Source organism: Streptomyces sp. NPDC007264, assembly GCF_042869095.1.
Taxonomy (GTDB): Bacteria; Actinomycetota; Actinomycetes; order Streptomycetales; family Streptomycetaceae; genus Streptomyces.
Genome location: NZ_JBIAFD010000005.1, coordinates 55,441 through 80,493, shown reverse-complemented (window position 1 = coordinate 80,493; position 25,053 = coordinate 55,441). Strand labels below are relative to the sequence as shown.

22 protein-coding genes are annotated in these 25,053 nt (G+C 73.7%); 17 read left to right on the top strand and 5 right to left on the bottom strand.

Annotated features, from left to right (window positions below; translation table 11 throughout):
* The first annotated feature begins 21 nt into the window (after positions 1-21).
* Entirely contained in the window at positions 22-1,230 is a 1,209-nt protein-coding gene (gene metK / locus ACFYMU_RS09715) for a methionine adenosyltransferase (protein ID WP_388370518.1), read from the top strand.
* Positions 1,231-1,460: 230 nt separating this feature from the next.
* Here metK and ACFYMU_RS09710 read toward each other — a convergent pair whose 3' ends face one another.
* A complete protein-coding gene (locus tag ACFYMU_RS09710) occupies positions 1,461-2,000 on the bottom strand; it encodes a TetR family transcriptional regulator (RefSeq protein WP_388370515.1) in 540 nt (179 codons plus the stop codon).
* Between the two features lie 253 nt (positions 2,001-2,253).
* Here ACFYMU_RS09710 and ACFYMU_RS09705 point away from each other — a divergent pair, with 253 nt between their 5' ends.
* Both ACFYMU_RS09705 and ACFYMU_RS09700 read left to right on the top strand, forming a co-directional pair.
* Positions 2,254-2,493 (top strand): hypothetical protein, encoded by a 240-nt coding sequence (locus ACFYMU_RS09705; protein WP_388370513.1) that lies wholly within the window; start codon positions 2,254-2,256, stop codon positions 2,491-2,493.
* A 149-nt stretch (positions 2,494-2,642) separates the two neighbouring features.
* Positions 2,643-4,799, top strand: a complete 2,157-nt coding sequence (locus tag ACFYMU_RS09700) for a primosomal protein N' (protein WP_388371385.1) — start codon at positions 2,643-2,645, stop codon at positions 4,797-4,799.
* A gap of 106 nt (positions 4,800-4,905) precedes the next feature.
* Here the strand turns inward: ACFYMU_RS09700 and ACFYMU_RS09695 are convergent, their stop codons facing one another.
* Positions 4,906-5,439, bottom strand: a complete 534-nt coding sequence (locus ACFYMU_RS09695; RefSeq protein WP_388370510.1) for a hypothetical protein — start codon at positions 5,437-5,439, stop codon at positions 4,906-4,908.
* A 295-nt stretch (positions 5,440-5,734) separates the two neighbouring features.
* Between ACFYMU_RS09695 and fmt the strand changes: the two genes are divergently transcribed.
* From fmt to ACFYMU_RS09665, 6 genes are all read left to right on the top strand, one after another.
* Positions 5,735-6,667, top strand: coding sequence for a methionyl-tRNA formyltransferase (fmt, locus tag ACFYMU_RS09690; protein ID WP_388370508.1), 933 nt, complete (start codon positions 5,735-5,737; stop codon positions 6,665-6,667).
* A 74-nt stretch (positions 6,668-6,741) separates the two neighbouring features.
* Entirely contained in the window at positions 6,742-8,160 is a 1,419-nt protein-coding gene (locus ACFYMU_RS09685; protein WP_388370505.1) for an RsmB/NOP family class I SAM-dependent RNA methyltransferase, read from the top strand.
* 137 nt (positions 8,161-8,297) lie between these two features.
* Positions 8,298-8,984 carry a ribulose-phosphate 3-epimerase gene (gene rpe / locus ACFYMU_RS09680; protein ID WP_388370503.1) on the top strand — a complete coding sequence of 229 codons (687 nt, stop codon included), beginning with the start codon at positions 8,298-8,300 and terminating at the stop codon, positions 8,982-8,984.
* A gap of 78 nt (positions 8,985-9,062) precedes the next feature.
* A complete protein-coding gene (locus ACFYMU_RS09675) occupies positions 9,063-10,106 on the top strand; it encodes a sugar-binding transcriptional regulator (RefSeq protein WP_388371382.1) in 1,044 nt (347 codons plus the stop codon).
* A 410-nt stretch (positions 10,107-10,516) separates the two neighbouring features.
* Positions 10,517-11,983: a GuaB1 family IMP dehydrogenase-related protein gene (locus ACFYMU_RS09670; RefSeq protein WP_388370500.1), complete on the top strand. Its 1,467-nt coding sequence runs from the start codon at positions 10,517-10,519 to the stop codon at positions 11,981-11,983.
* A 188-nt stretch (positions 11,984-12,171) separates the two neighbouring features.
* Positions 12,172-12,624 (top strand): Lrp/AsnC family transcriptional regulator, encoded by a 453-nt coding sequence (locus tag ACFYMU_RS09665; protein WP_388370497.1) that lies wholly within the window; start codon positions 12,172-12,174, stop codon positions 12,622-12,624.
* 397 nt (positions 12,625-13,021) lie between these two features.
* Here ACFYMU_RS09665 and ACFYMU_RS09660 read toward each other — a convergent pair whose 3' ends face one another.
* On the bottom strand, positions 13,022-14,518 hold the full coding sequence (locus ACFYMU_RS09660; protein ID WP_388370494.1) for an aldehyde dehydrogenase family protein: 1,497 nt from the start codon (positions 14,516-14,518) through the stop codon (positions 13,022-13,024).
* Between the two features lie 4 nt (positions 14,519-14,522).
* Positions 14,523-14,765, bottom strand: coding sequence for a hypothetical protein (locus tag ACFYMU_RS09655; protein ID WP_388370491.1), 243 nt, complete (start codon positions 14,763-14,765; stop codon positions 14,523-14,525).
* 25 nt (positions 14,766-14,790) lie between these two features.
* On the opposite strand from ACFYMU_RS09655, the gene ACFYMU_RS09650 reads away from it, so the two are divergent.
* Positions 14,791-15,675 (top strand): IclR family transcriptional regulator, encoded by an 885-nt coding sequence (locus ACFYMU_RS09650; RefSeq protein ID WP_388370488.1) that lies wholly within the window; start codon positions 14,791-14,793, stop codon positions 15,673-15,675.
* A 352-nt stretch (positions 15,676-16,027) separates the two neighbouring features.
* Positions 16,028-17,488: an aldehyde dehydrogenase family protein gene (locus ACFYMU_RS09645; RefSeq protein WP_388370485.1), complete on the top strand. Its 1,461-nt coding sequence runs from the start codon at positions 16,028-16,030 to the stop codon at positions 17,486-17,488.
* Here ACFYMU_RS09645 and ACFYMU_RS09640 read toward each other — a convergent pair.
* Positions 17,476-18,279 (bottom strand): GntR family transcriptional regulator, encoded by an 804-nt coding sequence (locus ACFYMU_RS09640; RefSeq protein ID WP_388370482.1) that lies wholly within the window; start codon positions 18,277-18,279, stop codon positions 17,476-17,478. The two genes, ACFYMU_RS09645 and ACFYMU_RS09640, sit on opposite strands and share 13 nt — an antisense overlap.
* 212 nt (positions 18,280-18,491) lie before the next feature.
* On the opposite strand from ACFYMU_RS09640, the gene ACFYMU_RS09635 reads away from it, so the two are divergent.
* From ACFYMU_RS09635 to ACFYMU_RS09610, 6 genes are all read left to right on the top strand, one after another.
* Positions 18,492-19,649 (top strand): ABC transporter substrate-binding protein, encoded by a 1,158-nt coding sequence (locus ACFYMU_RS09635; protein WP_388370479.1) that lies wholly within the window; start codon positions 18,492-18,494, stop codon positions 19,647-19,649.
* Between the two features lie 17 nt (positions 19,650-19,666).
* Positions 19,667-20,572 carry an ABC transporter permease gene (locus tag ACFYMU_RS09630; RefSeq protein WP_388371380.1) on the top strand — a complete coding sequence of 302 codons (906 nt, stop codon included), beginning with the start codon at positions 19,667-19,669 and terminating at the stop codon, positions 20,570-20,572.
* On the top strand, positions 20,560-21,393 hold the full coding sequence (locus tag ACFYMU_RS09625) for an ABC transporter permease (protein ID WP_388370476.1): 834 nt from the start codon (positions 20,560-20,562) through the stop codon (positions 21,391-21,393). Before ACFYMU_RS09630 ends, ACFYMU_RS09625 begins: the two co-directional genes overlap by 13 nt.
* A 7-nt stretch (positions 21,394-21,400) precedes the next feature.
* Positions 21,401-22,483 carry an ABC transporter ATP-binding protein gene (locus ACFYMU_RS09620; RefSeq protein ID WP_388370473.1) on the top strand — a complete coding sequence of 361 codons (1,083 nt, stop codon included), beginning with the start codon at positions 21,401-21,403 and terminating at the stop codon, positions 22,481-22,483.
* A 63-nt stretch (positions 22,484-22,546) separates the two neighbouring features.
* Positions 22,547-24,007 carry an HAD-IA family hydrolase gene (locus ACFYMU_RS09615; RefSeq protein WP_388370470.1) on the top strand — a complete coding sequence of 487 codons (1,461 nt, stop codon included), beginning with the start codon at positions 22,547-22,549 and terminating at the stop codon, positions 24,005-24,007.
* Between the two features lie 246 nt (positions 24,008-24,253).
* Positions 24,254-25,042 (top strand): carbon-nitrogen hydrolase family protein, encoded by a 789-nt coding sequence (locus tag ACFYMU_RS09610; RefSeq protein ID WP_388370467.1) that lies wholly within the window; start codon positions 24,254-24,256, stop codon positions 25,040-25,042.
* Positions 25,043-25,053 lie beyond the last annotated feature (11 nt).

The following is a 25,053-nucleotide window of genomic DNA, read 5'->3' as shown; positions in this document are numbered from 1 at the left end:
GCTGCAACCACAGGGAGCGTTGTGTCCCGTCGCCTGTTCACCTCGGAGTCTGTCACCGAGGGTCACCCGGACAAGATCGCTGACCAGATCAGCGACACCATTCTCGATGCGCTTCTGCGGGAGGACCCGACGTCCCGGGTCGCCGTCGAGACGTTGATCACGACCGGCCTGGTGCACGTGGCCGGCGAGGTCACGACCAAGGCGTACGCGCCGATCGCGCAGCTGGTGCGCGAGAAGATCCTCGAGATCGGTTACGACTCGTCGAAGAAGGGCTTCGACGGCGCTTCCTGTGGTGTCTCGGTGTCGATCGGCTCCCAGTCCCCGGACATCGCGCAGGGCGTGGACGCCGCATACGAGTCCCGCGTCGAGGGCGACGACGACGAACTGGACCGCCAGGGCGCGGGCGACCAGGGCCTGATGTTCGGCTACGCGACGGACGAGACCCCGACCCTGATGCCGCTGCCGGTCTTCCTGGCCCACCGGCTGTCCAAGCGGCTGTCCGACGCCCGCAAGAACGGCACGATCCCCTACCTGCGCCCGGACGGGAAGACCCAGGTCACCATCGAGTACGACGGCGACAAGGCGGTCCGCCTGGACACGGTGGTCGTGTCCTCGCAGCACGCGAGCGACATCGACCTCGACTCGCTGCTCGCGCCCGACATCCGCGAGTTCGTCGTGGAGCCGGAGCTGAAGGCGCTCCTGGAGGACGGCATCAAGCTGGACACCGAGGGCTACCGCCTGCTGGTCAACCCCACCGGCCGCTTCGAGATCGGCGGTCCGATGGGTGACGCGGGCCTGACCGGACGCAAGATCATCATCGACACGTACGGCGGCATGGCCCGCCACGGCGGCGGCGCGTTCTCCGGCAAGGACCCGTCCAAGGTCGACCGCTCGGCGGCGTACGCGATGCGGTGGGTCGCCAAGAACGTGGTCGCGGCCGGCCTCGCCGCCCGCTGCGAGGTCCAGGTGGCGTACGCGATCGGCAAGGCCGAGCCGGTCGGCCTGTTCGTCGAGACCTTCGGCACCGCCAAGGTCGACGCGGAGCGGATCGAGTCCGCGATCAGCGAGGTCTTCGACCTCCGCCCGGCCGCGATCATCCGCGACCTCGACCTGCTGCGCCCGATCTACGCGCAGACGGCCGCCTACGGCCACTTCGGCCGCGAGCTCCCGGACTTCACCTGGGAGCGCACCGACCGGGTGGACGCGCTGCGGAAGGCGGTGGGGCTGTAGGCCCCGGTCCTTCGGATCGTCCCGGCCCGGGCGGGGTCCGGGTGCACGTCCGCGGCGTCGTCGGTTGCCGACGCTCCGCGTCGGCGCCGGCCTCCGCCTTGCGCCGCACGCCCCGGACTCCGCTCGGGCCGGCTGGAAGGCACCGTGGCCTTCAGCCGGCCCGCTCCCTTGTGTGACGGCGCCTCCCTGCAACCGTTCCCGTCAGCGCCGAACCGACCGGAGGCGGACGATCATCGCTGCTCGGTGACGGGACCGAGCCGGGCCAGGAGCGTCCTCGCCGCGGCCTGCGCCTGCCGACGGCGGGTGGGGTCGGTGACTCCCTGCATCTGGAATGCCCAGTGCGCCTCGACTAGGCAGGCGAGGGCGTAGGCGGTCGCGGCGACCTGCTCGGGCGATGCCGTGGGGTGGGCGGCCCGGAGCCGAAGCTCGGCGTGGGGGAGCCACTGACCGGTCCACACCTGGTGGAGCCGACGGCGGACGTCGGCATCGCGGGCGGCGAGCGCGACCAGTTCGGTCCAGATCACCAGGTCCTCCTGGCGCTGGTAGGCCCCCGGCTCGAACAGCCGCTCCACCTGCTCGTCGATGTCGCCGTCTTCTTCGCCGAGCATGCGCTCTCCGTAGGAGGCGACGGCCTCGTCGATGAACGCGGTCACCAACTCGTCGCGGTCTCGGAAGTAGTGCAGCACGAGAGTGCGCTGCAGTCCGGCGGCGGCCGCGACGTCGGCGATGGTGGTGCCGGCCAGCCCGTTGCGGGCGACGGCAACGGCCATCGCCCGCAGGATCTGCTCGCGGCGTTGACGGGCCGGCCGGCACGCGCTGCGCTGGTCCGTCGACCACCGGCTCACCTCACCGCACCGTGCCGCACTGATCGCCGAACGGGTCGGAAAACGGTCCACCGCGCGACCCTCGAGGCTCCTGCGGCCGGGGCGTCTTCCCCCGCTGTTCGGCCTCGCCGTCGGCACCCGGGACGGCAGGGCGGCGACTGTCGGCTGCGCGCTCGTCCGGGTCCCCGGCGGCCTGACCATGGGCGAAGCGACCGGCATCCCCCTGGGAGCGGCGGTCGGGCTGCTGCCGGGGAGCCGGCCGGGCGTGGCCACTCCGGAGACGCTGCTGGAACCCGCCGACTTCTACGCCGCGCTCGCCCCGCACTGCGTCGGCAGCCCGCGCCCGGAAGAGGTGACCGTCACGACCCGCTCCTGGGATCCCCAGGCCACCGCACACCTCGACGGGGTGCTCGGCCCGGCCCGCTCCCTCCTGCTCTGACCGGACCGCCCGGCGCCTCCCGGGGACGCCAGGGCCCGGAGCGATCTCGGGCGCGGGTCCGTGTCAGTGGTCTTTGCGAGAATGCACCCGTGCACAGCGGGAACGGGCAGCAGGGGGCGGGCGGCGAGGACGCCGTGCCGCCCGAGAGCCTGCCTACGAATCCCCGTCGGGACCCCTCGGGCCCGGGCGAGGGTCCGTACACGGGCCCCGAGCAGCTTGCCCTGATCCGGGACGCCGTGCGGAAGGCCAGGACGCCCAGGGCCCGGCCGCGCACCTGGCGGGGAGCCGCGCTGGCCGGGGAGCTGCCCGTCGCGCGCGTGCTGGTCGACAAGGGCGTGCTGCATCTGGACCGCTACTTCGACTACGCCGTGCCGGAGGACCTCGACGCGGTCGCCAGGCCCGGTGTGCGGGTGCGGGTGCGCTTCGGGGCCGGCGGGCGCACCGTGCGGGAAGGGCGGCGCGAAGGGGGCGGGCTCATCGACGGGTTCCTCGTCGAGCGCGTGCCCGAGTCCGACTACGCGGGGCCCCTCGCCGCACTCGCCCAGGTCGTGTCGCCCGAGCCCGTGCTCTCGCCCGAGCTGCTGGGGCTCGCCCGGGCCGTCGCCGACCGCTACGCCGGCAGCCTCGCCGACGTGCTGCAGCTCGCCGTGCCGCCGCGGCATGCCCGGGCGGAGGCCGCCACGACGGGCCCACCGCCCCCGCCGCCGCCCCCGCCCGTCCCGGGATCCTGGCAGCGGTACGGGAGGGGGCCGCAGTTCCTCGCGTCGCTGGCCGCCGGCGGTGCCCCGCGGGCCGTGTGGACCGCGCTGCCGGGGCCGGAGTGGGCGGAGGAGATCGCCCGGGCCGTGCAGGCCGCGCTCGCCTCGGGACGGGGTGCGCTGGTCGTCGTGCCCGCCGGTCGTCCCGCCGCGCGGGTCGACGCCGCGCTGCGGGCGCTGCTCGGCGACGGGCAGCACGCGGTGCTGACCGCCGACGCCGGGCAGGAGCGGCGGTACCGGGAGTGGCTCGCCGTGCGGCGCGGGTCCGTGCGGGCCGTCGTCGGGACCCGGGCCGCCATGTTCGCGCCCGTGCACAACCTCGGACTCGTCGTGGTCTGGGACGACGGCGACAGCGGGCACAGCGACGACCATGCCCCCCATCCCCATGTCCGCGAGGTGCTGGAGCTGCGCGCCACCCGGGACAAGTGCGGCTTTCTGCTGGGGAGCTGGAGCTGCACCGTCGAGGCCGCCCAGCTCGTCGAGAGCGGGTGGGCCGCCCCGCTCGTCGCCGACCGGGACCGGGTGCGGGCCGCCGCCCCCCTGATACGGACCGTGGGGGACGCGGACCTCGCGCGCGACGAGGCGGCCAGGGCGGCACGGCTGCCGACGCTCGCCTGGGAGGTGGCGCGGGAGGGGCTGCGCCGCGGACCCGTGCTGGTGCAGGTGCCGCGGCGGGGGTACGTGCCCCGGACCGCCTGCGCCCGGTGCCGGGTGCCCGCCCGCTGCCGGTCCTGCGCCGGGCCGCTGGCCGCGCAGCAGGCCGGGGAGCTGCGGTGCGGCTGGTGCGGTCGGGAGGAGACCGCCTGGCGCTGTCCGGAGTGCGGCGGCGCCCGGCTCCGGGCCCAGATCGTGGGGGCCCGGCGCACCGCCGAGGAGCTGGGGCGTGCCTTCCCGGCCGTCGCGGTGCGGACCTCGGGGCGGGAGCAGGTGCTGGACACGGTGCCGGGGACGCCCGCCCTGGTCGTCAGCACGCCCGGGGCCGAGCCCGTCGCCGAAGGCGGGTACGCGGCCGCGCTGCTCCTCGACGGATGGGCCATGCTCGGACGCCCCGATCTGCGCTCGGGCGAGGAGGCACTGCGCCGGTGGCTGGGCGCGGCCGCGCTGGTGCGGCCGCAGTCGGCCGGCGGGACCGTCGTGGTCGTGGCCGAACCGACGCTGCGGCCCGTGCAGGCGCTCGTCCGCTGGGATCCCGTCGGGCACGCGGTGCGGGAGCTTGCCGAGCGGGCCGAGCTGGGCTTTCCGCCGGTGTCGCGGATGGCCGCGGTGTCCGGGCCGCCCGAGGCCGTGTCCGGGCTCCTCGCCGAGGCCCGACTGCCGTCCGACGCCGAGGTCCTGGGGCCCGTGCCGGTGCCGGCCGGGGAGCCCGGGCGGCAGCGTCGGGCCGGGGGACCGCCGCCGGGGGAGCGGTGGGAGAGGGCGCTGGTGCGGGTGCCGCCGGGGAGCGGGGCCGCGCTGGCCTCCGCGCTGAAGACCGCGCTCGCGGCCCGGACGGCACGCGGGGGGAGTGAGGCGGTGAGGATCCGGATCGATCCGCCGGACATCGGCTGACGGCGGGGATGCGTCGCACGGCGGTGCACGAGCGACGGGCCGTGGCGTGCCACTCCGGGACACGGCTGCCTCCCGGTGCGGCCCGGGAGGCATACGGGAGTGTCGCTCAGCCGTTGCGCGGGCCCGGGAAGGCCGTCGGCCTCACCTCGTCCCGCAGGGTGGGACTGCCGGCCGTGGGCTGCGTCGGCATGGAGCGGGCCGCGGGCACCGTGGCCATGCCCGGGCCGACGTTGAGCGTGCGGGTCCCGGACGGTTCCGGTGCGCGATCGGCCTCGGCCGGCGCCTGGGCGGTGGCGCGGCGGGCGCCGTAACGGCGGTGGACCGCCTGCTTGGTGACCCCGAGCGCGGAGCCCACGGCGTCCCAGGAGAAGCCGAGCGAACGGTCGAAGTCCACGGCCGCGGTCACCAGGGTCTCGACGCTGTCCCGCAACTCCTGGGCGAGACGGACGGTCGGCGCGGGGGCGCGTCCGTAGACGACGAAGCCCGTGGAGGGGCCGGAGCGGCGCGGGCGGTAGACGTTGCCCAACTGGGCGGTGAGGGTACGCAGCGCGTCCACCTGCCGGCGGACCCGCTCGATGTCCCGCACCAGCAAGTGCAGGCTGGCCCGGGCCTGGGCGTCGTGGGTTGCGTGGTCGGCCATGAACAAGCCTCTCGAACCGGCGTTGAAAAGGATGGGGCCGCGATCGCGGCCCGTTGCGGTCAACTCTCTCTTGACCAACGCGTGTGCCGGTCTGTGGTCACGGTGCAGGGCGTAACCGCATATGCATACGCCCCCGGAGGGTGGTGTGCGCTGCGGGAGCACACACCGCTGGTCAGGGCGGCTGTCGGGAGGCCGGCGCCCCGGCGCCCCTAGACTGGTGTGCCCGCACGCTCCGGCACCGCCGGGGACCTGTGGGCCCGTCAGAACTCCCGCCCCGAGAGGCCGTCCACCACCCATGAGGCTCGTCTTCGCAGGTACCCCCGAGGTCGCCGTCCCCGCGCTGGACGCTCTGATCGCGTCCGAACGGCACGAGGTGGCGGCCGTCGTCACACGGCCCGACGCACCGGCGGGACGGGGCCGCAGGCTCGTCGCCAGCCCCGTCGCGGAGCGGGCGGAGGAGGCCGGGATCGAGATCCTCAAGCCGAACCGGCCCCGGGACGAGGACTTCCTGGCGCGGCTGAGGGAGATCGCGCCCGACTGCTGCCCCGTCGTCGCCTACGGCGCGCTGCTGCCCCGGGCCGCCCTGGACATCCCCGCCCACGGCTGGGTCAATCTGCACTTCTCCCTGCTCCCCGCCTGGCGCGGTGCCGCCCCCGTGCAGCACTCCCTCCTGTCGGGCGACGAGATCACCGGCGCCTCCACCTTCCTCATCGAGGAAGGGCTCGACTCCGGGCCCGTCTACGGCACCGTCACCGAGCGGATCCGGCCCACCGACACCAGCGGCGACCTCCTCACCCGCCTCGCCTTCGCCGGGGCCGGGCTGCTCGCCGCCACCATGGACGGCATCGAGGACGGCAGCCTCAAGCCCGTGCCGCAGCCCGCCGACGGCGTCACGCTCGCACCGAAGATCACCGTCGAGGACGCACGGGTCGACTGGTCCGCGCCCGCCCTCCGCGTCGACCGCGTGGTGCGCGCCTGCACGCCCGCGCCCGGCGCCTGGACCACGTTCCGGGGCGAGCGGCTCAAGCTCATCCAGGTCGCCCCCGTGCCCGAGCGGTCGGACCTCGCCCCGGGCCGGCTGTCCGTGGGCAAGAACGACGTGTACGCCGGCAGCGGCTCCTACGCGGTCCAACTGCTGTGGGTGCAGGCCCAGGGCAAGAAGCCGATGCGGGCCGCGGACTGGGCGCGCGGGATGCGCATCGAAGCAGGGGAGACCCTGGGGAGCTGACCTGCCGGCCTGGCCGCCGCCCCGCCGACGTAGGCTGGGAGGCGCATTCCCTCCCACACCCGGAGCACCTTTTCGTGAGCGACCAGTCCCGTCGTCCCCGCAGGCCCGCCAAGCCCTACCGCCGGCCCAAGAAGGACCCCGTCCGTGTTCTCGCCTTCGACGCGTTGCGGGCCGTCGACGAGCGGGACGCCTACGCCAACCTGGTGCTGCCGCCGCTGCTGCGCCGGGCGCGGGAGGCGGGCGACTTCGACGCCCGGGACGCGGCGCTCGCCACCGAGCTGGTGTACGGCACGCTGCGCCGGCAGGGCACGTACGACGCCGTCCTGGCGGCCTGCGTCGACCGGCCGCTGGGCGACGTGGACCCACCCGTGCTCGACGTGCTGAGCCTCGGTGTCCATCAGCTGCTCGGGACGCGGATTCCCCAGCACGCCGCCGTCTCCGCCACGGTCGAGCTGGCCCGGGTCGTGCTGGGCGACGGGCGGGCCAAGTTCGTCAACGCCGTGCTGCGCAAGGTCGCCCAGGCCGATCTCGACGGCTGGCTGGAGCGGGTGGCGCCGCCGTACGACGAGGATCCGGAGGACCACCTCGCCGTCGTGCACTCGCACCCGCGCTGGATCGTGTCCGCCCTGTGGGACGCCCTGGGCGGGGGCCGCGCCGGGATCGAGGACCTCCTCGAAGCCGACAACGAGCGGCCCGAGGTCACGCTCGTCGCCCGTCCCGGCCGTGCCACCACCGAGGAGCTCCTGCGCGAGGAGGCCGCGGAGCCCGGACGCTGGTCGCCGTACGCCGTCCGGCTCACCGAAGGAGGCGAGCCCGGTGCCGTCGACGCCGTACGGGAGGGCCGTGCCGGCGTGCAGGACGAGGGCAGCCAGCTCGTCGCGGTCGCGCTCGCGAACGCACCGCTCGACGGACCCGACCGTGCCTGGCTGGACGGCTGCGCGGGGCCCGGTGGCAAGGCCGCCCTGCTCGCCGCCCTCGCCGCCGAGCGCGGAGCCGTGCTCCTCGCCTCCGAGAAGCAGCCGCACCGGGCCGGCCTCGTGGCCCGGGCGCTCGCCGGGAATCCCGGTCCCTACCAGGTCGTCGCCGCCGACGGGACCCGTCCGCCGTGGCGGCCCGGCACCTTCGACCGCGTCCTGATGGACGTGCCCTGCACAGGGCTCGGTGCGCTGCGCCGCCGGCCCGAGGCCCGGTGGCGCCGCCGGCCCGAGGACCTCGACGGATTCGCGTCGTTGCAGCGCGCCCTGCTGCAAACGGCCCTGGAGTCCGTACGCGTCGGCGGAGTCGTCGGCTACGCCACCTGCTCGCCGCACCTCGCCGAGACCCGCGCCGTGGTCGACGACGTGCTCAAGCAGCACGGGGGCGCCGAACTCGTCGACGCCCGGCCGCTGATGCCCGGCGTCCCGGCCCTCGGTGACGGCCCCGACGTCCAGCTGTGGCCGCATCTGCACGGGACGGACGCGATGTACCTGGCGCTCGTCCGAAGGACCCGCTGAGCCGCCGTACCGGCGGGGCCGCGACCACCGAGCGAGGAGCCCCCGACGCAGGGGTGCCCGGCCCGTCCTCGCCCGCGGCCTGCCTTCGGCCGGGTACCGGGGGGAGCAACCCGTCCGGAGCATGGCAGGCTTGGGGCATGGCCGTGCAGATCAACCCCAGCATCCTGTCCGCCGACTTCGCCCGCCTCGCCGAGGAGGCGAAGGCGGTGGAGGGCGCCGACTGGCTCCACGTCGACGTCATGGACAACCACTTCGTCCCGAACCTCACGCTCGGCGTGCCGGTCGTAGAGTCCCTGGTACAGGCGACGGACACCCCGCTGGACTGCCATCTGATGATCGAGGACGTCGATCGGTGGGCACCCCAGTACGTCGAGGCGGGTGCCTCGTCCGTCACCTTCCACGTCGAGGCGGCCGCGGCACCGGTGCGACTCGCCCGCGAGATCCGCGCCAAGGGAGCCCGGGCCTCGATGGCGCTCAAGCCGGCGACGCCCGTCGAGCCGTACGAGGATCTGCTGCCCGAGCTGGACATGCTGCTGATCATGACCGTCGAGCCGGGCTTCGGCGGCCAGGCGTTCCTCGACATCATGCTCCCCAAGATCCGCCGCACCCGGGAGCTGATCAGCAAGCACGGCCTCGAGCTCTGGCTGCAGGTCGACGGTGGTGTCTCGGCCTCCACCATCGAGCGCTGCGCGGAGGCGGGCGCGGACGTCTTCGTGGCCGGTTCGGCGGTGTACGGGGCGGCCGACCCCTCCGCGGCGGTGCATGCACTGCGCACCCAGGCGGAGCGTGCGACGGCCCGCGCCTCCTGGGCCTGCGACGACTGAGCCAACGGAAGCTGAACGCCGACCGTCCGGGCTGAGCGGGCAGGCCGGATCTGCAAGGATGAACGGCGTATGCCGAGTGTGAACAGCAGTGAGGAGATGGCCGTGTCGGGTATGTCGTCGGGCCGGTCAGCCATGCGGATGGGACCCGCTGAGCTGGTGCAGGCGGCGGCCATGGCCCGCCGCTTCTACCTCGAGGGCAAGTCCAAGATCCAGATCGCGGAGGAGTTCGGCGTCAGCCGCTTCAAGGTGGCCCGGGTCCTGGAGACCGCCCTCGAGCGGGATCTCGTGCGCATCGAGATCCGTGTGCCGGCCGAGCTGGACGCCGAGCGCTCCGACGCGCTGCGCGCCCGCTACGGCCTCAGACACGCCGTCGTGGTCGAGTCCCCGGCCGACGCCGAGGAGTCGCCCGACCCCGAGAACCTGGGTGAGGTGGCCGCCGACCTGCTCGGCGAACTGGTGACCGAGGGCGATGTGCTGGGCCTGGCCTGGGGCCGCTCCACCATCCACATGGCGGCCGCGCTGGACCGGCTGCCGCCGTGCACGGTGGTGCAGCTGACGGGCGTGTACGACGCCGGGACCGCCGAGCGAGGCTCGGTGGAGGCCGTCCGCCGTGCCGCGCAGGTCTCGGGCGGTGACGCCCACCCCATCTACGCGCCGATGCTGCTGCCGGACGCCGCGACCGCCGAGGCGCTGCGGCACCAGACCGGGATCGCCCGGGCCTTCGAGTACTTCGACAAGGTCACGGTCGCCTGCGTGTCCATCGGCTCCTGGGAGACGGGCATCTCCACCGTGCACGACATGCTCACCGAGGAGGAGCGCTCCCACTACGCGTCGCTCGGTGTCGCCGCGGAGATGTCCGCGCATCTCTTCGACGCCACGGGCCGTCGCATCGGACGGGACCTGGGGGAGCGGTGCATCACCGTCAAGGCGGACCAGCTCCGGCGCATCCCCGAGGTCGTCGCGATCGCGGGCGGGCAGCGGAAGGCGTCCGCGATCGACGCCGTGCTGCGGTCCGGGCTCGTCACCAGCCTGGTGACCGACACGTCGGCGGCGGACTACCTGATGACGGCGGGACCGACGCCGGCCCCGGCCCTGAACCGTGCCGACCCGGACGGGAGCTGAGGGGACCGGCAGGAGCTGAGGGGACCCGGCGGACCTGACCGCGGATCGTGCGGGCAGGCCCGCGGCGGCAGGCTCCGGGACCGTGCGTCGCGGGCCCGGTGGGCCGCTGCCCCGACCGTTGTCCCGGCCGAGCCCGCCCGGACCGGGCCGGGCCGGACCGAGGCGTGACCGCCGGGGCCGCGCAGCGGAACGCACCGGACCATGATCATGGGCATGCGCGCGGGAGCTGTGTGCCCGTCCGTTCCTTCCGGCGGGCAAGCCCGCATCCGGGTAGTATCTCGATGTAAGGCAGGTCTCACCACCTGGCGCGACCCTCACTTCTCCGTTCGGAGGAACCGACGAAGCTGAGGGCGTTTTGCTGTGTCTTCGTGGTAGTGGCCTGCGTCATCTCGTGTGAACAAATGGGCCCCATGCGTTTTCTTGAGCCTGGAACCGGACGGCTCGTACCGTGCTCCTCGGCACCCTACGACCTGACGTACGACGACGTCTTCATGGTGCCGAGCCGTTCCGCGGTCGGCTCCCGCCACGGCGTTGACCTCGCCTCCCCGGACGGCACGGGCACGACCATCCCGCTCGTCGTCGCCAACATGACCGCCATCGCCGGCCGCCGCATGGCGGAGACGGTGGCCCGGCGCGGTGGCATGGTCGTCATCCCGCAGGACATCCCGATCGACGTGGTGACCGAGGTCGTCTCCTGGGTCAAGGGCCGCCACCCGGTGCTGGACACCCCGATCGTGCTGGCCCCGCACCAGACCGTCGCCGACGCCCTCGCGCTGCTGCCCAAGCGCGCGCACAACGCGGGCGTGGTCGTCGACGGCGAGCACCGGCCGATCGGCGTCGTCACGGACTCCGACCTCTCCGGCGTGGACCGCTTCACGCAACTGGAAGTGGTGATGTCGAAGGACCTGCTGCTCCTCGACGCCGGCATCGACCCCCGCGAAGCCTTCAACGTCCTCGACACCGCCAACCGCCGCTACGCGCCCGCCGTCGACGAGGACGGCAGGCTGGCCGGCATCCTCACCCGCAAGGGAGCCCTGCGCGCCACGCTGTACACGCCGGCCACGGACGCGAACGGCAGGCTGCGCATCGCCGCCGCCGTCGGGATCAACGGCGATGCCGCGGGCAGGGCCGAGCGGCTCATCGAGGCGGGCGTCGACACGCTCGTCATCGACACCGCGCACGGCCACCAGGAGTCGATGCTCGCGACCATCCGGACGGTGCGGGCGCTGAACCCTCGGGCCCCGGTGGTGGCGGGCAACGTGGTCGCCGCCGAGGCCGTGCGCGACCTGATCGAGGCCGGTGCGGACATCGTCAAGGTCGGCGTGGGTCCCGGCGCCATGTGCACGACGCGCATGATGACGGGTGTCGGCCGCCCCCAGTTCTCGGCGGTCCTGGAGTGCGCGGCCGAGGCGAGGAAGTACGGCAAGCACGTGTGGGCCGACGGCGGTGTCCGCCACCCGCGCGACGTGGCGATGGCGCTGGCGGCGGGCGCCTCCAACGTGATGATCGGCTCGTGGTTCGCGGGCACCTACGAGTCGCCGGGTGACCTTCAGCAGGACGCGGACGGCCGCCTCTACAAGGAGTCGTTCGGCATGGCGTCGGCACGCGCGGTCCGCAGCCGTACGGCGGAGGAGTCGGCGTACGACCGCGCCCGCAAGGCCCTGTTCGAGGAGGGCATCTCGACGTCCCGCATGTACCTCGACGCGGCCCGCCCGGGCGTCGAGGACCTGATCGACGCGATCATCGCGGGCGTCCGGTCCTCCTGCACCTACGCGGGCGCCGGCACCCTGGAGGAGTTCGCCGAGCGGGCCGTCGTCGGCATCCAGAGCGCGGCCGGCTACGCGGAGGGCAAACCGCTGGACGTCAGCTGGCTCTGACGCGCCATCAGGAGCGGACTGCGCCCCCGCTCCCCCGCCGGCGGGGGAAGCGGGGGTCGCCGCCGCCACGGCCCGTGTTCTACTTCCGGTACGGCCACCGGAGCTCCCGGCCGCCCGCCGCGCACCCCGCGGCACCGGCGGCAGCCCCGCGGCACCCGCAGCCACCGCACAGAAGTGAACCATCCGCCGTGCTGAACGATCTCGACGAACGCATCGTCCACGCCCTCGCCGAGGACGCCCGCCGCTCCTACGCGGACATCGGGCAACTGGTCGGACTGTCCGCCCCCGCCGTGAAGCGGCGCGTGGACCGGCTGCGCGCGACCGGCGCGATCACCGGCTTCACCGTCCGGGTGGACCCGGCGGCGCTCGGCTGGGAGACCGAGGGATTCGTCGAGATCTACTGCCGCGGCAACACCTCGCCGGAGACCATCCGGCGGGGCCTGGAGCGCTACCAGGAGGTCGTGGCGGCCTCCACCGTCACCGGTGAGGCGGACGCGGTCGCCCAGGTCTTCGCCTCCGACATGCGCCACTTCGAGCGCGTCCTGGAGCGCATCGCCGGAGAGCCGTTCGTGGAACGGACGAAGTCCGTGCTGGTGCTGTCCCCCCTGCTGCGGCGCTTCTCCTCGGGCTCGCCCACCTGAGCGCTCCGCCGGACGTCCGGTACGCGTCCGGTACGCCGCCCGCGGGTGCGCCGTGGCCGGCCGCGGCCACGCGGCGGAGCCGCACACCCGCCCAGCCGCGCTCCCCTTCGGGACACCGCGGAACCGCACCGGACCTCGCCGGGCCCGCTCACCGCTGGTGCTGTGACCGGGAAGGTTCACCGGCTCGCGACGCCCGGCACGGCTCCCCCACGCTCGGCTGCGCTCGCGCGGGAGGGGCCCCCACCGCCGCGTTGTCGCATCGCCCGCGTACATCCGGTACGCGGGCGACACTCCGCCTTGCGATGCTCCCCCGCAGCCCGAAGGGCGCGGGAGGTGCCCCCGGCACCGGACGCCGCGAGCTTCCGGCAAACCTTCCCCGCCACAGCACCAGCCGCGGTCAGAAGGCGAGGTCGCGTGGCTCGGCGCGCACCGTCACCCACTTCAGTTCGGTGAACTCCTCCGCGGCGAAGCCGGTGCCGAACCGGCCCCAGCCGCTGTCCTTGACGCCGCCGAACGGCATCTGCGGCTCGTCGTTGACCGGCTGGTCGTTGACGTGCACGATGCCCGCCTCCAGCCGCCGGGCGACCTCCAGTCCCCGGTGGGGATCGCCCGTCAGGACACCGGCGGCGAGCCCGTAGCGTGAGGCGTTGGCGCGCTCGACCGCCTCGTCCGCGCTGTCGACCGTTTCCAGCATCACGACCGGTCCGAAGGTCTCGTCGAACGCGAGCTCGGCGTCCTCGGGCACATCGGTGAGGACGGTGGCCGGATAGCACGGCGGCTCGGCCGTTCCGCCCGTGAGCACGCGGGCGCCCATCGAGACGGCCTCCTCGACCCGGCGGGTGAGCAGGGACAGCGCCCACTTGTTGATCACCGGCCCGACCACCGTGCGCGGGTCACCGGGGTCACCGGTGGGCAGCGCGGCCGCCTTCGCGGTGAACAGCCGGGTGAACTCCTCGGCGATGGGCCGCTCGACGAAGATGCGCCGGGCGCACATGCACACCTGCCCCTGGTGCACGAACGCTCCGTAGACCGCGGCGTCCACGGCGCGGGGCAGATCCGCGTCGGCGAGGACGATGAGCGGGTTCTGGCCGCTGAGCTGGAGCACGACGCGTTTGAGGTGGCGTCCGGCCGTCTCGGCGAGCCGCCGGCCGGTCGGCGTGGAACCGGTGAAGTCGATGCGGCGCACGCTCGGATGGGAGATCAGCGCGTCACCGATGGCGCCGGCGTCGCCGGGGGCGTGCGTGACGACGTTCAGCACGCCCGGGGGCAGCCCGCCCTCGGCGAAGAGCTCCGCCCAGAGGGTGCCGCCGGTGATCGGGGACTCCTCGGACGGCTTGAGCACGACCGTGTTGCCGAGCGCGATCGGGCCCACGACGCCACGCCCGGACAGCACCAGGGAGGCGTTCCAGGGGGCGATGGCGGCCACGACCCCGACCGGACGCCGTACGGCCAGGGCCCGGGTGCCCGGGATGTCGGACGGAAGGACCTGCCCGACCGCCGCGTAGGGAAGTCCGGCCGCCTGCCGCAGCAGGGAGACGCTGAAGTCGACCTGGATGGTGGCGTAGCGGCGTCCGCACCCCGTCTCCGCGCTCAGCAGGGCCACGACCTCCTCGCGACGCCGCTGGAGGGCGTCGCCCGTGCGCAGCAGGATCTGCTGGCGCTCGGCGGGAAGCGTGTCGGCCCAGCCGTCGAACGCCGTCCGGGCGGCGTCGACCGCCCGGCGCGCGTCGTCGGCGCCGCCGGCGGCGACCGTGGCGAGGACGGAGCCGGTCCACGGCTCGCAGTCCCGATAGGTGCCGCCGCCCAGCGGCTCGGTCCATTCGCCCCCGATGTAGTGGCGCACCACGCGCGGGGTCGCCGGGCGAAGGTCCGCCGTGGGATCGGGACGGGTCACCGGATCAAGTCTCCTCCGCGGACGTGCTCGGGTCGCTCGTCCGTCGCCGCAGATGGTAACCGGCCGGGAGCGACTGGACGTGGCGCCGGTCGTCGACCGGGCTCCACAGCCCGCGGGGCAGGAACAGTGCGAAGGCCACGGCGGTCGGGCCGAGCCCGATGAGGTACAGCCCGATGAGGTACCGGGCGGCCTCGTCGGCGAAAAGGAACTGCCCGGCGAAGAAGAAAGTCCAGCGGCGTTCGAACATATGAAACGTCGAGCTACTATGCGGCATGACCTCACGGCCCCCGTCCCCCGAGTCCGCCCGGCCCCCACGCCCCGCTCCGGCGGCTGGTGCCGAGGGTGAGGCCGCGGGTCGGAAGCCGACCGCCGCGGGCTTCTCCCAGTCCCTCGAGCGCGGACTGCTGATCCTCGCCTCGTTCAGCGAGTCGCGCCCCGTGCTCGGCATCTCCGACCTGGGCCGTTCCGTCGGTCTGAACCGCAGCACGACCTACCGCTACGTGGCGACGCTCGCCAAGCTCGGCTATCTGCAGCAGGATCCGGACTCCAAGAAGTACTCCCTGGGCCCCCGGGTCGTCGATCTCGGATTCGCGGCGATCAACTCCCTGGAGATCACCCGCTTTGCCGGCCCCTCCCTGCAGGGCCTGTCGGACGAGACCGGCTACACCGTGAGCATGGCCGTGCTCGACGGGCCCGACATCGTCTACCTCGACAGGCGCCGCAGCGGCCGGGCCGACAGCTTCGCCCTGGGCCTCCACCTGCACGTCGGCTCACGGCTGCCCGCCTACTGCACCGCCCTGGGCAAGGTCCTGCTGGCCCATCAGGAACCCGCCGCCCTCCGCGAGTTGATCGACCGTACGGACCTCGCCCGGCGCGGTCCGAAGACCATCACCGCCCGCGAGCAGCTGATGGTCGCGCTGGCCCGGGTGCGCCGGACCGGGATCGCGCTGAACGACGAGGAGCTCGCACCGGGACTGCGATCGCTGGCCGCACCGGTGCGCGACCGGACGGGCGCCGTGGTGGCGGCGGTGAACATCGCCGTCCACCTCACCGTGTGGAACGCCTCCGTCGAGTCCGTGATGACGCGCCTCGAAGGCCCGCTGCGCCGCACGACCGCGGAGATCTCGACCCGGCTCGGCCACCGGTCGTACGCCTGAGGTCCGGCCCGTTCGATGGGCGGTCGCACCCCTCATCGTCCGAACAGCTGAGACAGTCGTCTCTCTGTCTCGAACAGTGCGCCCGCGATTCATTGACAGAGCCTCCCGCCGGTTGCAGACTCGCGCAGCCCGAGCTTTCGCGAAGGTGAGTTCACCAGGCGAACAACGCTGTTCTCCGGGTCGGGAGGCTGTCATGCGTATCCGAGCCGCCGTGTTCGACGAGCAGGACGGTCCCTTCCGTCCGGAGGACGTGGAGACCGACGAACCGGGCCCGGGCGAGGTCGTCGAGCCCGCCCTCCGGACGCCCCGCTGACGTCCTGCCCTCTCACCGCATCCACCCGAAGGAACTTCCATGCCCATCACCCGTGAACTCCTCATCGGCGGCAAGGACGTGCCCGCCGCCTCCGGCCGTACCGCTGTGGACGTGAACCCCTACACCGGCGAGGTGTACGCGACCGTCGCCGCCGCGGGCCCGGAGGACGTCGCGCGGGCGGTGGCGGCCGCGGACGCGGCCTTCGCGGGGTGGGCGGCGCTCGCGCCGTTCGCCCGGCGTGCGATCTTCCTCAGGGCGGCGGACCTGCTGGACGCCCGGGGTGAGCAGGTGGCCGAGGTCATGGCGCACGAGGCGGGCGGTACCCGGCCGTGGGCCTTCTTCAACGTGGCGCTGGCCGCGAACATCCTGCGGGAGGCGGCGGCCGCGGTCACCGCGCCGCGTGGCGAGGTGCTCAACGCTCAGGAGGAGGGCACGCTGGGGCTGGCGGTGCGGGAACCGCTGGGCGTGGTGGCCGCGTTCGCGCCCTGGAACGCGCCGGTCATCCTGGGGGTACGGGCGGTGGCCGCGCCCCTGGCGGCGGGCAACACGGTCGTGGTGAAGCCGAGCGAGGACGCGCCGATCGCCTGCGGGCTGCTGGTCGCCGACGTACTGCGCGAGGCCGGGCTGCCGGACGGGGTGCTGAACGTGGTCACCAACGCGCGGGAGGACGCCGCGGCGATCGCCGAGGCGCTGATCGCCGACCCGCGGGTGCGGGCGGTCAACTTCACCGGATCCACTCCTGTGGGCCGCATCGTCGGCACCCACGCGGCGACCCGACTCAAGCCCGCCGTGCTGGAGTTGGGCGGCAAGAACGCGGTGATCGTGCTGGCCGACGCCGACGTGGACCACGCGGTCGACGCGGTCACCTTCAGCGTGTTCATGAACTCCGGACAGATCTGCATGTCCGGCGACCGCATCCTCGTCCACGCGTCGCTCGCCGAGGAGTTCACCCAGAAGTTCGTCGCCAAGGTCGCCGCGCTGGGGACGGGCGACCCCACGCATCCGAGGACCGTGGTCGGGCCCCTGGTCAGCACGGCCGCCGCACAGCGGGTGGCCGCGCTGGTCCAGGACGCCGTCGCCAGGGGCGCCACGGTGCTCACCGGCGGCGGGGAGCCGGAGGGCGCGGTGCACCCGGCGACCGTGCTCACCGGTGTCCCCGAGGAGGCGGACCTGCACCACGCGGAGGCGTTCGGTCCGGTCTGCGTGCTCGACACCTTCACCGACGACGACAGCGCGGTGGCCGTCGCCAACGACACGGACAACGGCCTGACCTGCGGCATCATCACCGAGAACGCCACCCACGGGCTCGCCGTCGCCCGCCGGGTGCACACCGGCATCGTGCATATCAACGACCAGTCCGTCGCCGATGAGCCGCACGCGCCCTTCGGCGGGGTGAAGGCTTCCGGCTACGGCCGCTTCGGCGGACGCTGGGGCATCGAGGCGTTCTCCAACACCCGCTGGGTCACCATCGCCACCCAGCAGCCCCACTACCCGTTCTGACCCTCACCGGGCCCGGCCGCGGCGGCCGGGCCCCGCCCCGCCCCGCGGTCCTGATCGGCCGTCGTGCGGGCCAGCGCATTGTTGCCCATCGAATTGTGCACGCTGAAGCTCACCGCGTCCGAGCGGTAGCGGTCGTCCGACCACTCCACCGGGCGTCCTTCGCGGGTGGTGGTGACCCGGCGGACCCGCAGCAGAGGACTGGTGCGCCGGACGCCGAGCAGCTCGGCGTCCCGGGCGCCCGCCGCGACCGCGTCGATGACGTGCTCCCCGTACGCGAAGACCACACCCGTGTCGTCGAACAGCCGTTGGGTGACGGAGGGGCACTCGGGCTCGATGGCCTCGACCGCCGGGGAGATCCAGTCGGCGTACACCGTCCGTTCCAACAGGACCGGTTCGCCGTCCAGCCCGCGCACCCGCAGGACGTGCAGTACGGGTCTCCCCTCCCGAAGGTGGAGCCGTACCGCGTCCTCCCTCGTCGCCGGGCGGTACTCCTGCGCCACCACACGCCCGGTCGCCTCCCGCCCCATCGCCCGCGCCCACTGGGCGAAGCTGCGCAGTTCCGCGAAGCTCTGGCTGCGCCGGCTCGCCAGGACCACCCGGCGGGCGCCCTGCCGCGATCCGATGAGCCCCTCGCCGGTCAGCGCCGCGAGGGCCTGGCGGACCGTCCCACGCGAGACCCCGTACCGGGACGCGAGTTCCGTCTCCGTGGGCAGCAGGCTGCCCACCGTGTACTCCTCGCGGTCGATCGCCCCCCGCAGTTCGTCGGCGATCTCCTCGTGGCGCGCCGCCATGCTTCCCCTCACCGTCGATTGCTGTGCACAGCGTGGCCAGCCTAGTCGAGATCCGAAGGTGATCGACGGAGCCGCGGATTATGCAAAAAATCAGGGCTCAGGGTTTCGCAGGTGTTTACGGAGAGGACACCATTGGCAGGCTGACTGAGGTCAACTTGTTCAGACAAGTCTCCCGTCCCCCTGAGCCCTGCGCGCACTCCTGGAGAGACCCCGTGACCGTCTTCCTGCCGAGAACCGCCGCCCTCGGCGGCGGCCTTGCCGTCATCGCCGCACTCGCCCTCAGCGCCTGCGGCGCCGCCCCCGACAACGCCTCGGCCTCCGCCGACGGCAAGAGCGCCGCCACCGCCACCTCCGCCGCGGACTTCGGCGGCATGGACGCCCTGGTGAAGGCCGCGAAGAAGGAGGGCACGCTGCATGCGATCGCCCTGCCCCGCGACTGGGCCAACTATGGCGCCCTGATCGACGGCTTCCAGAAGAAGTACGGCATCAGGATCGAAGTCGAGAATCCGGACGGATCCAGCCAGGACGAGATCAACGCGGTCACCTCCCGCAAGGGACAGGGCCGCGCGCCGGACGTCCTCGACCTCGGCAGTTCCTTCGCGCTGAGCGCGGCCCAGCAGGGACTGCTCGCGCCGTACAAGGTCACGGGCTTCGACGGCATCCCCGAGGGGCAGAAGGACGCGCAGGGCCGCTGGTACAACGACTACGGCGGCTATGTGTCCATCGGGTGCGACGCCAAGCGCGTCAAGGAGTGCCCCACCACCTTCAAGGACCTGCTCAGGCCGCAGTACAAGGGACAGGTCGCGCTCAACGGCAACCCGACCCAGTCCGGCTCCGCCTTCGGCGGCGTCTACGCGGCGGCCCTCGCAGGCGGCGGCTCGTTCGACGACATCCGGCCCGGCCTCGACTTCTTCTCCCAGCTGAAGAAGAACGGCAACTACACGCCCGTCGAGTCGACCCCCGCCACCGTCGAGAAGGGCGAGACCCCGATCAGCATCGACTGGGACTACCTCAACGCCGGGTACGCCGACGAGTTCAGGTCGAAGGGCGTCGACTGGAAGGTGTCGGTGCCGTCCGACGGCAGGTTCGCGCAGTACTACTCGCAGGCCGTCAACAAGGGTGCCCCGCACCCGGCGGCCGCCCGCCTGTGGGAGGAGTATCTCTACAGCGCCGAGGGGCAGAACCTGTGGCTCAAGGGGTACGCACGACCGGCCCTGATGGCCGCCATGGAGAAGGCCGGCACGCTCGACAAGGCCGCCGCGGCCAAGCTGCCCGCGGTCTCCGGCACGCCCACCTTCCCCACGGAGGCCCAGCAGGCCAAGGCCAAGGGCGTCCTCGCCCAGGGCTGGGGCAAGGCCGTCTCCGGGTGACGACCGAGTCCCGCGACATGACCCTCGCCGCCGCTCCCGCGCCCACCGCGGCCGACTCCGCGCCCGCCGCCCCCGTGCGGCGGCGCGGCGCGGCCGGGTGGCTCGCCGTCGTCCCGCTGCTCGCCTTCACGGCCGTCGCCTTCGGCGTGCCCGCCGTCGCCATGCTCAACGGCGCCTTCACCGTCAGGGACCAGGCCACCGGCGCCACCGCGTACACCACCGCCAACCTCACGGCCTCACTGCACGGCGCCTACCTCACGGCGCTGCTCGGCAGCGTCAAGCTGTCGGCCGTCTCCGCCGCCATCGGAGCGGTCCTCGGACTGCTGCTCGCCCAAGCCGTGGTGACCTCGCGCTTCCGCGCTCTGCGCGAGGCCGTGCTCACGGCGTCCGGCGTGCTCGCCAACTTCGGCGGCGTGCCGCTCGCCTTCGCCTTCGTCGCCACCCTCGGCAACTCCGGCGTGCTCACCCGGCGGTTCGGCCTGGCCGACCACGGCTGGGACCTCTACAGCTTCTGGGGCCTCACCCTCGTCTACCTGTACTTCCTGATCCCGCTGATGGTCCTCACCATCACCCCCGCCCTGGAGGGCCTGCGCTCCCAGTGGCGCGAGGCGGCGCAGAACAGCGGCGCCACGCACGCCCAGTACTGGCTGCACGTCGCCCTCCCCGTGCTCGCGCCCTCCCTGCTCGGCGGCTTCGTGCTGCTCTTCGGCAGCGCCTTCGCCGCCTACGCCACCGCGGCCGCCATGGTGGGCAGTTCGATCCCGCTGGTCACCCTCCAGATCGCCGACGCCCTGTCCGGGAACGTCCTCGTCGGTCAGGAGAACGTGGCGCTGGCCCTCAGCCTCGACATGGTCCTGGTCGCGGTCCTGGTGATGGCCGTGTACCTGCCCCTGCAACGACGGAGCGCGCGATGGCTCGCCTGACCTTCCGCATCCGCCCCGGACGAGCACTCGTCCTCGTCGCCGCGGGCCTGTACTTCCTGGTTCCGCTCGCCGCCTCCGTGATCTTCACGGTGGACGTCCCGGGCCAGGGCGTCACCTTCGACGCCTACACCGCGATCCTCGGCACCGACGGCTTTCTCGGCAGCCTGCTGCTGTCGCTGGAGCTGGCGGCCGCCACCATCGCCGTCGTCCTGCTCCTGATGGTGCCCGCCCTGGTCGCGCTGCGTCTCGGCGCGCCGAGGCTGCGGGCCGTCGTCGAGATCGTCTGCGCGCTGCCGCTGGTGGTGCCGCCCATCGCGTTCGTCGCCGGCATCAGCACGGTCCTGAAGTGGGGGCCCGACCACCTCTCCCGCACCCCGCTCTTCCAGACGTTCGTGGCCGTCCAGAACCCGGACTTCCCCTTCGTGCTCGTCCTCGCATATGTCGTGATGGCGCTGCCCTTCGTCCACCGGGCCCTGGACGCCGGGCTGCGAGCCATCGACGTGCGCACCCTCGTCGAGGCCGCCCGCAGCTGCGGCGCCGGCTGGCCGCAGGCGCTGGTGCGGGCCGTGCTGCCCAACCTGCGCGGGGCGCTGCTCAACGCCGCCTTCCTCACCCTGGCCCTGGTGCTCGGCGAGTTCACCGTCGCGCACCTGCTGGGCTTCAGGCCCTTCGCCGTGTGGATCGTGGACATCAGCGGCGCACAGGCCCAGATGTCCGTCGCCGTCTCCGTGCTCAGCCTGCTCGTGACCTGGGCGCTGCTGCTGGCCCTCGCAGCCGTCGGCGGGCGTCGCACCCCCTCCCGTACCGCATCTCAGGGATGACACCGCCATGACCCTCACTGCCCCCGAGAACGAGAAGACCACCGGATCCGAGGCCGCGACCGTGGAGTTCCGCGGTCTGCGCCGCGCGTTCGGCAGCACCGTCGCGCTGGACGGCCTCGACCTCGCCGTGCGGCCCGGCGAACTCCTCGCCCTGCTCGGCCCCTCCGGCTGCGGCAAGACCACCGCGCTGCGCATGCTCGCCGGGTTCGAGCACCCCGACTCCGGTGAGGTGCTCCTCGACGGCGAGGACGTCACCCGGGTCCCCGCCCACCGCCGCGACGCCGGGATGGTCTTCCAGTCGTACAGCCTCTTCCCGCACCTCAGCACCCTCGACAACGTGGCCTTCGGGCTGCGCATGCGGAAGGTGCGCACCGCGCAGCGACGTGCCCGCGCCGCGGAACTGCTCGACCTGGTCGGCCTCGGCGATCAGGTCGAACGCTTCCCGCACCAGCTCTCCGGCGGTCAGCAGCAGCGCGTCGCGCTGGCCCGTGCCCTCGCCCTGCGCCCGCGCGTCCTGCTGCTCGACGAGCCGCTGTCCGCGCTCGACGCCAAGGTGCGGCTCACTCTGCGCGAGGAGATCCGCCGCCTCCAGCAGGAACTGGGCATCACCACCCTGTTCGTCACGCACGACCAGGAGGAGGCGCTGTCGATGGCGGACCGGGTCGCGGTGATGCGCACCGGACGGCTCGAACAGTGCGCGGCACCCGCCGACCTGTACCGCCGCCCCGCCACCGCGTTCGTCGCCGAGTTCGTGGGCACGATGAGCCGGGTCCCGGGGCGGCTCTCCTCGGGCGCGGTCGAGGTGCTCGGGCAGCGGCTGCCCGTCGACGGGGACACGCCCGCGGCGGCCGAGGTGGACGTGCTGGTGCGGCCCGAAGCGGTGCGGGTGTCCGCCGACGCCTGCGGTGACGCGCACGTGGTCGCCACCGCCTTCCTCGGAGCCACGGTCCGGCTGACCGTCCGCCTCGCCGACGCCACCGAGGTGAAGGCCGACCTGCCCGCGCACGAGGCCGCCGCGCTGACCGCCGGTGCCGCCGTGACCGTGTCGCTGCCGCAGCGGCCGGTGCTCGTCGCCGAACGCGCCGGGTGAGGCGGCCGCCCCCACCCGTAGCACTCCCGCCCTACTCCCACCCCCCGCGCGAAAGAGAGAACCGTGACCCGACTCCCGCTCCAGGCCGTCCTGTTCGACATGGACGGCACGCTCGTCGACACCGAGCGGCTGTGGTGGGAGGCGGTGGAGCGGGTCGCGGCCGGACTCGGCCGGCCGCTGGCGGAGCACGACCAGCCGCAGGTGCTCGGCCGTGCCGTGGAGGACACGGCCGACTGGCTGGCCGACGTCACCGGCGCCCCGGCCGCGGGCGTCGCCGCCGACCTGCACCGTGAGTTCGCGGGCCGCGTCCGCGGCGGCATCGTGCCCCGCCCCGGCGCCCTCGACCTGCTCGACGCGCTCGCCCGCGACGGCATCCCCGCCGCGCTGGTGACCGCCTCCCCGCGGTCCGTCGCCGACACCGTGCTCGATGCGCTGGGCGCCGGCCGGTTCGCGGTCTCCGTCACGGCCGACGACACCGTGCACACCAAGCCCGCGCCCGACCCGTACCTCGCCGCGTGCCGGGCGCTCGGTGCCGACCCGGCCGGCTGCGTGGCCGTCGAGGACACCCCCACGGGCGTCGCCTCCGCCGAGGCCGCGGGGTGCGCGGTGCTCGCCGTGCCGTCGCTCGTGCCGATCGCCGCGGCGCCCGGGCGGACCGTGCTGAGCAGCCTGGAGGAGGTCACGCCCGAGCGGCTGCGGTCCCTGCTGACACACGAACTCCGCGTGATGAGCTGGAACCTCTGGCTCGGCGGCAGCAGGGTCGACGACCACCGGGCCAAGCAGGTCAAGGCCGTCCTGGAGGCCGGCGCCGACGTCGTGGGCCTGCAGGAGACGGGCGGCACCGCGGCCCAGGAACTGGCGGAGGCGCTGGGCTGGTACCACCACCGGGCGGGCGAGAACCTCGGCGTCATCAGCCGTCACCCGATCACGGCCCGCCTCGGGGACCCCGGTGTCGGCTTCTACGGAGCGGCGGGCGTCCGCATCCGGGTCGGCGGCGGGCGCGAGGTCGACGTCTGGACGGCCCACCTGCACTACACGCCGTACGGGCCCTACGAGTCCGCCTTCGACGGGCTGCCGGCGACCGTGCTGATCGCCCACGAGGAGGTGCGGCTCGCCCAGATGAGGGACACCCTGCGGCGGATCGAGGAGTCGGCCGACGACGGCGTCCCGGTCGTGCTCGTCGGCGACTTCAACTGCCCCTCGCACCTGGACCGGCCGGACGTGGCGTGGCCGGTGACCCGGGCGGCCGAGGAGGCCGGCCTGCGCGACTCCTACCGGGAGGCCCATCCGGACCCGGTCCGCGACCCCGGCCACACCTGGTCCCCGATCCACCCGGTGCACGAGGACGGCAGCGGACGCCCCGAGCCGCAGGACCGGATCGACTACGTCCTGCACCGCGGCCTGACGGTCCTCGACTCCCGCACGGCCGTCACCGGCACCCCCCGCCCGTGGCCCGACGTCGCCGGCAACGACTGGCCCTCGGACCACGCGGCGGTGATCACCGCCTTCGCCGTGCCCGCCTGACCGCACCGCACCCTTCCGACAGTGCGCCGGGCGCGGGTCACGGCTGGCGGCGGCCGGTCCGCGGGCCGGGGCGGGGCGGGGGCGGAAAGGGCCGAGCGTGGGGGTGCGCAACGAATCGACGGTGGCGCCGCGGCGGACGCAACGATCAGCTCATCGGCGCGCAACGGCTCGTCCTTGTCCGGCCGACCGGCCGACCGTACCGTCGAACCAGTCCCCGACCCCCTCCCGTACCGGTGGAGAACACGCATGCGTACCGCCCTGCTCCAGAGCTCCGGCCACCCCGGCTCGGTCGCCGAGAACCTCAAGGTCCTCGACGAGGCCGCCGGCCGTGCCGCCGCCGCGGGCGCCGGACTGCTGATCGCACCGGAGTTGTTCCTCACCGGGTACGCCATCGGCGACGACACCGGCCGGCTCGCCGAGCCGGCCGACGGGGACTCCGCGGACACGGTCGCCTGGATCGCGTCGCGGCACGGCGTCGCGGTCGTCTACGGCTACCCCGAGCGGTCGGGCGCGCGGGTCTTCAACGCCGCCCAGCTCGTGTCGGCCGACGGCACCCGCCTCGCCAACTACCGCAAGACCCACCTCTTCGGCAGCTTCGAGCGCGACCACTTCGCCCAGGGCGACCGGCCGGTCGTCCAGGCCGAGGTGAACGGCCTGCGGATCGGCCTGACGATCTGTTACGACGTCGAGTTCCCGGAGAACGTCCGCGCCCACGCCCTGGCCGGCACCGACCTCCTGGTGGTTCCCACCGCCCTGATGCACCCGTACCAGTTCGTCGCGCAGTCCCTCGTCCCGGTGCGGGCCTTCGAGAACCAGATGTACGTCGCGTACGTCAACCGGGCCGGGCGCGAGGGGGAGTTCGAGTTCGTGGGGCTGTCCACCCTCGCCGGGCCCGACGGGATCGCCCGTGTCCGGGCCGGCCGCGGCGAGGAACTCGTTCTCGGCGACGTCGACCCCGCCCGCCTGGCGGCCTCCCGCGAGGCCAACCCCTACCTCCAGGACCGCCGCCCCGGTCTCTACGGGTCCCTCGTCTGACCCGCGCCCCT